The sequence below is a fragment of the Periweissella beninensis genome (assembly GCF_016908275.1).
In the GTDB taxonomy this organism is placed as follows: domain Bacteria; phylum Bacillota; class Bacilli; order Lactobacillales; family Lactobacillaceae; genus Periweissella; species Periweissella beninensis.
The window spans coordinates 1-9,731 of the sequence record NZ_JAFBDN010000037.1 but is presented as its reverse complement, the minus strand read 5'-3'; the positions used below and the strand labels follow the sequence as shown (position 1 = coordinate 9,731).

9 protein-coding genes and 2 pseudogenes are annotated in these 9,731 nt (G+C 34.6%); 7 read left to right on the top strand and 4 right to left on the bottom strand.

What is annotated here, in order from left to right; genetic code table 11:
• The first annotated feature begins 285 nt into the window (after positions 1-285).
• Positions 286-768 (top strand): Dps family protein, encoded by a 483-nt coding sequence (locus JOC59_RS08680; RefSeq protein ID WP_205144368.1) that lies wholly within the window; start codon positions 286-288, stop codon positions 766-768.
• A 545-nt stretch (positions 769-1,313) separates the two neighbouring features.
• On the top strand, positions 1,314-3,077 hold the full coding sequence (locus JOC59_RS08675; protein WP_205144367.1) for an oleate hydratase: 1,764 nt from the start codon (positions 1,314-1,316) through the stop codon (positions 3,075-3,077).
• A 167-nt stretch (positions 3,078-3,244) separates the two neighbouring features.
• Here the strand turns inward: JOC59_RS08675 and JOC59_RS08670 are convergent, their stop codons facing one another.
• Together JOC59_RS08670 and JOC59_RS08665 are read right to left on the bottom strand one after the other, a co-directional pair.
• Entirely contained in the window at positions 3,245-3,529 is a 285-nt protein-coding gene (locus tag JOC59_RS08670; protein WP_205144366.1) for a helix-turn-helix domain-containing protein, read from the bottom strand.
• A pseudogene (locus JOC59_RS08665) lies at positions 3,526-3,876 on the bottom strand (type II toxin-antitoxin system RelE/ParE family toxin). Before JOC59_RS08665 ends, JOC59_RS08670 begins: the two are co-directional and overlap by 4 nt.
• Positions 3,877-3,936: 60 nt before the next feature.
• Here JOC59_RS08665 and JOC59_RS08660 point away from each other — a divergent pair.
• The 3 genes from JOC59_RS08660 to mobV all read left to right on the top strand — a co-directional run bounded on the left by JOC59_RS08660 (position 3,937) and on the right by mobV (position 6,644).
• The gene (locus tag JOC59_RS08660) at positions 3,937-4,527 is read left to right on the top strand and encodes a site-specific integrase (protein ID WP_205144369.1); all 591 of its coding nucleotides are present in this window, start codon (positions 3,937-3,939) and stop codon (positions 4,525-4,527) included.
• Positions 4,528-4,661: 134 nt separating this feature from the next.
• Positions 4,662-5,075 (top strand): helix-turn-helix domain-containing protein, encoded by a 414-nt coding sequence (locus JOC59_RS08655; protein ID WP_205144365.1) that lies wholly within the window; start codon positions 4,662-4,664, stop codon positions 5,073-5,075.
• Between the two features lie 423 nt (positions 5,076-5,498).
• A complete protein-coding gene (gene mobV, locus JOC59_RS08650; protein ID WP_205144364.1) occupies positions 5,499-6,644 on the top strand; it encodes a MobV family relaxase in 1,146 nt (381 codons plus the stop codon).
• 454 nt (positions 6,645-7,098) lie between these two features.
• Here the strand turns inward: mobV and JOC59_RS08645 are convergent, their stop codons facing one another.
• Positions 7,099-7,902 (bottom strand): replication initiator protein A, encoded by an 804-nt coding sequence (locus JOC59_RS08645; RefSeq protein ID WP_205144363.1) that lies wholly within the window; start codon positions 7,900-7,902, stop codon positions 7,099-7,101.
• A 424-nt stretch (positions 7,903-8,326) separates the two neighbouring features.
• On the opposite strand from JOC59_RS08645, the gene JOC59_RS08640 reads away from it, so the two are divergent.
• The gene (locus JOC59_RS08640; RefSeq protein WP_205144362.1) at positions 8,327-9,136 is read left to right on the top strand and encodes a ParA family protein; all 810 of its coding nucleotides are present in this window, start codon (positions 8,327-8,329) and stop codon (positions 9,134-9,136) included.
• The gene (locus JOC59_RS08635; RefSeq protein ID WP_205144361.1) at positions 9,136-9,510 is read left to right on the top strand and encodes a DUF5388 domain-containing protein; all 375 of its coding nucleotides are present in this window, start codon (positions 9,136-9,138) and stop codon (positions 9,508-9,510) included. The genes JOC59_RS08640 and JOC59_RS08635 overlap by 1 nt, the downstream gene beginning before the upstream one ends.
• Before the next feature lie 26 nt (positions 9,511-9,536).
• Here JOC59_RS08635 and JOC59_RS08630 read toward each other — a convergent pair.
• A pseudogene (locus JOC59_RS08630) lies at positions 9,537-9,731 on the bottom strand (IS30 family transposase); the annotation flags it as partial.

Genomic DNA, 9,731 nt, shown 5'->3' with positions numbered 1-9,731 from the left:
TAACTGAAGCAGCGGCAGCTTCAATCTTTTTTATACAAGTCGGACATGCTAACTCCTCTAAATTGATAACAGCTTTTTTCATCATAAAAATCTCCTTTCTTGCCTCTCTACTGTGTAGTATAAACGGCTTGTATTTTTTTATAATTGATCATAGTCAATTTTTCTCTAACTCCCTAAATTTTCAATTTATATTTTTTCTAAACATTGTGGTTATTCCTTGATTTTTCAGTGAAAGCATACTACAGTTATGGCGTAATAAAAATTAATTTAGGAGGAGATTATCTTATGAATCAAAAATATGATTACCCCAAAACTCGGGCTCAGCTTAACCAGCTAGTAGCTGACCTAGAACAAATTCAAACTAATGTTCATCAAACTCACTGGTATATGCGTGGCAAACAATTCTTTAATTTACACCCAGAGATGGATGAATTTAATGAAACTTTTGCGGACGAAGAAGATCAAGTTGCTGAACGTTTGATTGCTTTAAATGGTGCTCCATTTTCAACAACACATGAATTTATCGAGCAGACGGGTTTACCAGATAAAAAAATCAAATTTGATCAATTCACTCTGCCTGAATTAATGCAACGTTTAGTAGATAATTTCAGATATCTTAGAGATCAATTTCAAAAAACAATCGAAATCACTGATGAAGAAAATGATCAACCTACACAGGATATGATTAACGGTTTCAAGACTGATATTGACAAGAAAATATGGATGTTAAGTGCTTATCTTGATAAGGGACCATTCGATGAAGAATAAATTTTTGAACTGTTGAAAACGACAAAGATATTTTCTAAAATTTAGGGTCCATTATTAGATTATCGCCCCTGTAAAACCTGATTAAAACAACCCCCATTATCTAACTAGTAGATAATGGGGGTTGTTTTTTATTTATTAATAATAATAACCCGTTAATATCGCTACATTTTTCGTAATTTTATAATCAGACTGTTATATATGAATTATGATACGATGCAACAAATTTGCTTACTAATTAAAGACTCCCATCTTTCAAAACCATACCGCTTATTCATGGTGACTGCAGCAACTAAAATGACTGTTTCACTTTAGTTGCTATTTTTTGAAACCGCTTTTTCTTAGTGATATGATTAACCAATCAAATACTTGATAGGAGGAAACATATTTATAAAAATGTAACCGTTGCAGGTGGTGGCATTTCAGGTGAGCAAAATGCCGTTCAAAGGCAGTTCATGGGATTCTATGAACTGCCTAACCCCAAATACTAACAAGAGTCGTTTTTAAATAGAGTATATCAACATAAAGCGTAGTAAAAGGAGGCAATTATGCGATATTCTAACGGAAATTATGAAGCTTTTGCACGGCCAAGAAAGCCCAAAAATGTGGATCAAAAATCAGCGTATATTATCGGAGGAGGGCTAGCCGGATTGGCTACCGCTGTTTTCTTAGTGCGCGATGGACAAATGTCCGGAGAAAAAATTCATATATATGAGGAATTGCCTACTCCGGGTGGATCGTTAGATGGAGAAAAGCGTGCCAATATCGGCTTTGTGACACGTGGTGGTCGAGAAATGGAAAATCATTTTGAAACTATGTGGGACATGTATCGATCAATTCCTTCTTTAGAAATTGAAGACGCCTCTTACTTAGATGAATTTTATTGGCTAGATCAAGATGATCCAAATTCATCTAATACTCGCCTAATTTATAATCGGGGACAACGCGTCCCAACAGATGGCCTGTATACTTTGGATAAAAAAGCTAAAGAATTAATAGATTTAATTTTAACTCCCGAGTCAAAACTGGGTAAGATGACTATTGAGGAATTTTTCTCAAATGAGTTCTTTGAAAGTAATTTTTGGATGTACTGGGCAACTATGTTTGCTTTTGAAAAGTGGCACTCTGCAGTTGAGATGCGTCGATACACGATGCGATTTATTCATCATATTGATGGATTACCTGATTTTAGCGCCCTAAAGTTCAATAGGTACAATCAGTATGAGTCTATGGTTCTACCCATTATAAGGTATTTAGAGTCATATAATGTTGAATTCATTTATGATACACAAGTTAATAATATTGTAGTCGATTTTGAAAATGACGAAAAAATTGCCAAAAAACTCGTGATCCAGGATGGTGATGATGTTAGCCTATCGCGTGATGATCTTGTATTCGTTACAAATGGATCTATTACAGAAAGTTCAACATACGGAAGCCATGATAAACCTGCTCCTATATCAAAAGAGTTGGGTGGTAGTTGGTCACTGTGGAAGAATCTGGCAGAACAATCTAATGATTTCGGTCATCCAGAAGTATTCTACGATAACCTACCTGACAAAAGTTGGTTTGTGTCAGCGACAGCCACTATAAAATCACCAGAAATTGAACCTTACATTGAACGTCTTACCAATCGTGATTTGCATGATCACAAAATTAATAGTGGTGGGATCATTACCATAACCGATTCGAACTGGTTGATGAGTTTCGCGGTCCACAGGCAGCCACATTTCAAAGAACAAAAAGAAAATGAAACAATTGTATGGATATATGGACTATATTCAGATACCAAAGGAAATTTTGTTAATAAGACCATTGTAGAAAGTTCTGGGGAAGAAATTACGCAAGAACTCCTTTATCACCTTGGTGTCCCTGAGTCCAAAATCAAACAATTGTCTAACCAAAACAATATAAATACCGTTCCAGTATTTATGCCATTTATTACATCATACTTTATGCCCCGCGTTGCGGGTGATAGGCCAGATATTGTTCCTAAAGGGTCTGTTAATTTAGCCTTTATTGGTAATTTCGCAGAGTCACCTAGTAATGACACCGTGTTTACCACCGAATATTCAATTAGGACAGCCATGGAATCTGTATATACTTTACTTGAAGTTGAACGCGCTGTTCCCGAAGTCTATGGGTCAATATATGATGTTAGAGAATTACTAAAAGCTATGTACTATATGAATGATAAAAAAACATTTGATCAAATGAAACTTCCTATTCCAAAATTATTTAAACATGCTGCTATGAAAAAAATAGAGGGTACTTGGATAGAAGAACTACTAAAAGAACAAAAATTACTTTAAAAACAATTTTATTAAGAGTATGAATCTCATGAATACATTTCAAAGGCTTAATATTCTAAAGTAGAAAAATCTATTAACGTTGAGTCTCAAAATTGACAAAAAAATAACCTCCACTATCTAGTAGTTAGATAGTGGAGGTTATTTTTTGTTTAATGATACAATAACCCTTAAGATGCTGGACTAAATTGAATGGTCAACCGTTGGTTTGTTGCTTGGGCGATCTCAGATAGTATTTTTGTTGAAGCATTCATCGAACCATTTTCAATGCGGGCAATCGTTGATTGTGGCTTACCAATTAAACTGGCAAATTCACGTTGGCTTAATCCCATATTTGTACGAAGGTCATGAACTTTCACTGCTACCTCTAAATTGATATTTTCTTGCTCAACAATTTGTGCAAATTCAGGATTGTTTTTACTACGTTCGGCAACGTATGCATCAAGTTTACTCATTGATTTTCCTCCTTATTCAAATACTGACTACGTCTATTTCGAGCGATTTGCTTTTCATTTTCAGGTGTCTTTTGCGTTTTTTTCGTAAAAGCATTAGTAATAATGTATTGACTACCTTTGACTTGAAAGTAAATAGCTCTTTGAATGTTTGAAGATCGTTTAGAACGAATTCCATAGAGATTATTTTCTAGCTTTTTTACCCATAATTGTCTTTCCGCAACTAAGAGGCCATTATTTTCAATATTTTGAATGGTTGCAATTAATTTAGCAGCATCTTTATCAGGTAATTGATCTAAGAACTGTTCAAATTCAGCTCAATCATAATAATCAAACTCAAATTTTTCCATAACAATATGATAGCGTATATGCTATCATTAATCAAATTATTAACTTTAAAGGAGTATCTAATGGTGCAACAAATTGTCCTTCCGATCAAGGATTCTAACGTCTTAAAAATGGTACAAGACACCTTATTAGATAGTTTTCGGGCGGGCCGCCGTAACTACACCATCTTTCAAGTTGGCAAAGCCACCCTGCTGCGGGTGAGTGATGTGATGACGTTAAAGAAATCCGATGTCTATAATCCGGATGGATCTGTTAAACACACGGCCTTTATTCATGATAAAAAGACCGGTAAAGCAAATACATTATATTTAAAGCCCGTGCAACAAGATTTGCTGCAATATCATGATTGGCTAGTCCAACAGAATATCAATTCGGATTGGTTATTTCCCTCAACGTCCCATCCAGATCGACATATAACAGAGAAGCAGTTTTACAAGGTCATGGCACGCGTTGGTGATCTATTAGGGATTAATTATCTAGGCACACACACCATGCGTAAAACCGGTGCCTATCGTGTTTATACCCAGTCTAACTACAACATTGGGCTAGTCATGCACTTGTTAAATCATTCTAGTGAAGCGATGACATTAACCTACCTTGGCTTAGATCAAGCAAGTCGGGAAACCATGTTAGATCAAATTGATTTTGGCTGATCTCATTAGCTATAACTAGCGTTTTTTATCCCAAAATACTGACATAATTGAGCTCAAGCAATACTTTAGTGACTTATTCATCTTAGCTTTGCTAAGCTTTGTATTAAATACAATAAACGCTGGGGGTTTAGCATATGCAAATAGGTGAAAAAATAAAAATTATTCGTGAAAATAAAAAAATATCACAAGAAAATATGGCTAAAAGTTTACACGTATCGTATCAAGCTATATCTAATTGGGAACGTGGGAAAAGTTATCCGGATATCTCCAATATTATTATGATTTCAGATTTGTACAATATTTCATTGGATGAACTGATTAGGGAAGATAAAAACTATAAAGACATATTACTTGAAAAGAAAGTATCAGGCATCGTCGATACGATACTTAATGTTATTTTTTTCTTGTGCTCCGTAATGATATTAATTTACATGATGATCGAAAATAAACTCACCTCAGCAAATTCTTTTTATATCATTCTGGCAAGCTTAGTTATAATCCATACCAGCCTTGATTTATTAAAATTGTTACCAAAAAAACACGTGTAGTTTGCTCACAGGGAATTTTGGTAATCATTTTGGATTTAAATTAATACGATGAGGGACGTATCAGCATTCAAAAGAAGTTGAGATAGACACCGATACTATCTCAACTTCTTTTTTATGTGGTTAAGCTGACATCAGCTTGCCCGACGCGGGTAGCGTTCTGCATGAAATGCTCTCACTGAAGGTGATCCTGCAATGATAAATTGCCCTGTCACGGCGTGACCCGCCGGAGGTTTTTCTAGCCGGATAATAGGCGCCGAAAAATAGCAGTTCCCCCAGAAGGAAGGGGGAACGCTACCGTCATCGTTTTTCGATGACGCGCCTCGCAGAGCCTGTCCAAAATATAATTTTGGTATAACAGGCTATACCAGATTTTTAACGGTGTTATACTGGTCTCGGAAAACCTTTTTCGAGGAGGCAATTTTTATGGCGCATTTAAAGAAAAATACCCGTGGTGCAGTCCCCGGTTTAGCTGTTCATTTTGAACGTAAAACTGACCATCACACCAACAAAGAGATTGATGTTACTAAAACTTATCTGAATCAAGACCTTATATCAGATGGTTCAGATATGCTGTCCCGCTTCAATGATCGGTTAAATGACGTTTATTGCATGAAAAGAGACGATGTGAAGGCGTTAGCGACTTGGATAGTTACTTTACCTGAAGACTTGTCAAAAGCGCCCTATGAGCAACAGAGCGCCTTTTTTGAAGCAACCAAACAATTTCTAGATGATCGTTATGGTCAAGAAAATGCTGTGGCCGCTGTGGTGCACTATGATGAAACAACACCCCATTTGCACTATGCCTTTGTCCCAGTCGTTTTTGATGCTAAAAAAGAGCGCTATAAGGTTTCTGCTAAAGAAGTCCTCACACGGCATGACTTACAAACTTTCCATGATGATTTGAATCAGAATTTAAAAGCGGTCCTGCCATTTTATGAACAGGGCATTTTAAATCACAAAACCTTACCGTTTGAGAATGTGACTGAAATTAAAAAGTACAATAATCAATTTAAAGCCTTAAAAGAGGAACTAGCCAATGTCGAAGAAAATATCAGTGCTAAAAAAGCCTTACTCAAAGTCACGAATCAAGCTCTAACGGAAGTTGACTTAGCTGAAAAACAAATTGATGACTTTAAACAAGCACTATCTAAAAATTTATTTGGCAAGACCGTACTTAAACCAGATGATTTAGATCGCTTTAAAAGCCTTTTAGCTAATATGAAAAAAGCAACCTTACAAAGCCAACGTGATGCAGCAGATAGCAACCAAGCTTTATTAAAAACCAAGTCCCAATTAGCAGAGGTGCAAGCTGACTATCGACAGCTGAAGGATAGGCATCAAGCACTTCAACAGCGAGTGAGAGAAAAGCAACAGATGGACTATGCGATGCGGGATATGCTTAAAAATGATTATGGCGTCGAAAAGATACCCCATAGTGATGTTGAAGCACGCTATGTTCTTTATCGTCTTGATCATGAACAACTGACCAAGGGTATTGAACAAGTTAAAGCATTAATTAATCGGATTATCGAATTAACACGGGATCTATTTAAAGGGCCAAGTCTATAGATTTAAAACGCCTTATTAGCCGTTTTAAGCGTTTTTAATGGGTTGATTAATAAATACTCAACAAAGATGTTAAACGCGCTCTATGAGCTTAATAAGCGAGGATAATGTTAAATCGTTATTGAGACGTCAGTTGAAAGATACAATCATCAAAAAAAGAACATTGTAGCCAGTCAATTTTGGTGCAGATGTTCTTTTTTATTTTTTAAGTGAGTTAATGAAAAGGCGGAGCCTATTATAAGTTTATCTTTTATATTTTAATCTTTTGTTCTTATTTTAAGATGTCACTTTAATATTGCTATATCAGCATTCTTAAAAGTTTGTGAAATTACCTCTTGTGAATTTTTTTCTGTTCGTTTTTTTAACCTACTTTATAGCCCTTTTCATTTCACAAAGTCGCTTTTTTAGATAATTTCACAATCAACATGTATGTACCAAACAATCTCATTTAAATATCTTACATAGCATGCTGCATTTGGGTATTCAAACGGTTTTCAACCATGTTGCGGAATGAGTTATAAAAATATGCTTCTAGGTTTTTAATTTGACCAGCTTTAAATAAGCGGTTGATTGACTCAATGACCACAGTCGTTTCAACATCGTTGTAATCTAACCACAGCATCTGCCCTACTGATTTTTCAACACGCTTTTTAGCGTTGAGCGCTACACTAATTAACTTGTGGACCCCTTCTAGTGATCCATTGGCCATACGTTGCATTGTATTTAGTGCTTTATTTTCAAACCAAAGGTTATTAACGCCATTATTAAAGACTTCACTCGCTTTTACTGGTTTTTCAGGAATTTCTATTGCTTTAGATTGTGATAACTCATTTGCGGTATCTTTAATAGTATCTTTAATAGTATTAGTGGGTAAGTCTTGATAGGCTGAAATATTTTCAGTTAAGGGTTCAGTTAACTCATCTTGGGAAAGTAAATCAGTAACGTATAAACGCATTGGTTTGTTGAAGCCCCCTTTAACTTGTTTGAGTAGTCCAGCTTCAACTAATTCTTTTTTAGCTTTGATAATTGAGCGTTCAGTCATATTTAACAGACCAACTAATTCTAAGTTGGGCATAATGCAGTACACATTACCATCGTTATCAATCCATGATTTATCGCCATTAGCTACGGAAGTATATGAATAAGATTGACGATCAGCAAGGAACATGTAAATATTTTTTGCTAAGAGTGACATTGATTTATAAGGTTGGTCAGTCCAGATTGATTGTGCTGATTTAAAAAATGAGTTTGATTTTGTCATAGTTTTTTTCTCCATTAAATTTTATTTAGAAAAAAACGACTATATTTACCACTTATGATTTTAGTGATATAATAATACCAACATGTAAGGTTTGTTGGTCAGTCTTGCCGGACTGGTCATTTTTTTGTTTAGCTCCCAGTTGGCGCTGGGGGCTTTTTATTTTGGTTAAATAGTAACATTGTTATATCAGACTTGTAAAGGTTTTTTTATTTAATGCATGCAAGTATACAATAATGCATTAATACAATAATGCTTGAATGCAAGCATACATTAATACAATAATACATTTAGAATTAAAGGTATATACACAGGCATTTAAACGATGTATTATTAAATACAATAATGCAAACATGCATGCATACAATAATACATGTATGTTATAATACATGTATGCATGCATGCATTAAAATAACGGAGGTGTGCAATGAAATCAAATATAGTAGTTTATACGAACCATAAAGGTGGAACTGGTAAAACAACTACTGCAACAATGACAGGTTTAGCACTGTCTAGAAAAGGTGTAAAAACTTTATTATTGGACTTGGATCCACAAGCTAATGCAACAGATTTGTATTTTAAAACTAAAACAATCATTGATGGAACAGTGGAAAGCTTTGATACTACATTATTAAAAGCTATTCAAAATGAAAATTTAGAATCTGCAATAATTAATTTAAATGAAAATTTAGATTTCATTCCATCGAGTGCTGATTTTAGTTTATATCCTAGATACATGGAAGAAAAAGCTAAAAACTATATAGATAGAGTTCATTATTTGGCTACGTTAATACAACCATTACGTGAAAAATACGACATTATAATAATTGATTTACCACCAACAATTAGCTTAATAACAGACAGTGCATTATATGCAGCGGATTGGGCAATACCAGTTATGCAAACTCATGAACGATCATATCAAGGTGTGGAGACAGTCATTGATTACATGCAAGAAGAGATAATCAATAAATTCCATGCACCAACTTTGGAAATCGCTGGTATTCTAGCAGTGCTTTTAAAAAATGGAGCACCAATAGATATAAGTACACTCGAGCAAGCCAAATCTGAATTTGGAGAAGAAAATTTCTTTAAAACTACAGTACGAAATATGGAACGTTTAAAAAGATATGACGTAACTGGAGTGACGGATAATGATAGATACGATAAAAAAGTACGCTTAGTGTATGACAATATAACAAGCGAATTGCTAGAAAGAATTGGGGTAACCAAATAATGGCAAGTTTAATAAAAAATCCAAATAAAGATAATAACAATAAAAAAGTAAAGATCATTGAAAGACAAGCTATCTTAAAGCCGGCCAATAGTTTTACCACAGATGATTTAAAAACTGATGACAGTAAAGAAAAAATAAAAATATCTGGTGTCGACAGAGTAACTTTTGACACTAGCGTTAGAATGAACAATCATATAAAGAACCAATTGCAAGCAATGACATTGATTGGTGCTGCTAAAAATCAATCAGAAGCAATAGAATCATTATTAGTTGAGTGGCTTAATTCAATTGATTCTGATACAGAACGAATGTTTAAATTTCAAGTTGAGATGTTGGAAAAGAAAGATGTAGTTAAGTTTAATTCTAAAAAATAATCAATATCAAATGGTAGATTGCAAATTTAATCCGAATTTTTTGACAAATTAGTCAGCATCACTTGGTAAGGTGTTTGCCAGTTAAGTACTTTAAGGGGGCGTTGGTTAATTTCGAGTAACGTCGTGGTTAAATCTTGAGCACTAATGTGCTCAAAACAAGTCTCCTTAGGGTAAAAATAACGTAAGTTCCGATTGAATCGTTCATTACTGCCGCGTTCAGC

Bases quoted from the DNA above. Each gene is read 5' to 3' on its own strand.
- JOC59_RS08680 (WP_205144368.1), top strand. From the start codon at position 286: ATGAATCAAAAATATGATTACCCCAAAACTCGGGCTCAGCTTAACCAG.
- JOC59_RS08675 (WP_205144367.1), top strand. From the start codon at position 1,314: ATGCGATATTCTAACGGAAATTATGAAGCTTTTGCACGGCCAAGAAAG.
- JOC59_RS08670 (WP_205144366.1), bottom strand. From the start codon at position 3,529: ATGAGTAAACTTGATGCATACGTTGCCGAACGTAGTAAAAACAATCCT.
- JOC59_RS08660 (WP_205144369.1), top strand. From the start codon at position 3,937: ATGGTGCAACAAATTGTCCTTCCGATCAAGGATTCTAACGTCTTAAAA.
- JOC59_RS08655 (WP_205144365.1), top strand. From the start codon at position 4,662: ATGCAAATAGGTGAAAAAATAAAAATTATTCGTGAAAATAAAAAAATA.
- mobV (WP_205144364.1), top strand. From the start codon at position 5,499: ATGGCGCATTTAAAGAAAAATACCCGTGGTGCAGTCCCCGGTTTAGCT.
- JOC59_RS08645 (WP_205144363.1), bottom strand. From the start codon at position 7,902: ATGACAAAATCAAACTCATTTTTTAAATCAGCACAATCAATCTGGACT.
- JOC59_RS08640 (WP_205144362.1), top strand. From the start codon at position 8,327: ATGAAATCAAATATAGTAGTTTATACGAACCATAAAGGTGGAACTGGT.
- JOC59_RS08635 (WP_205144361.1), top strand. From the start codon at position 9,136: ATGGCAAGTTTAATAAAAAATCCAAATAAAGATAATAACAATAAAAAA.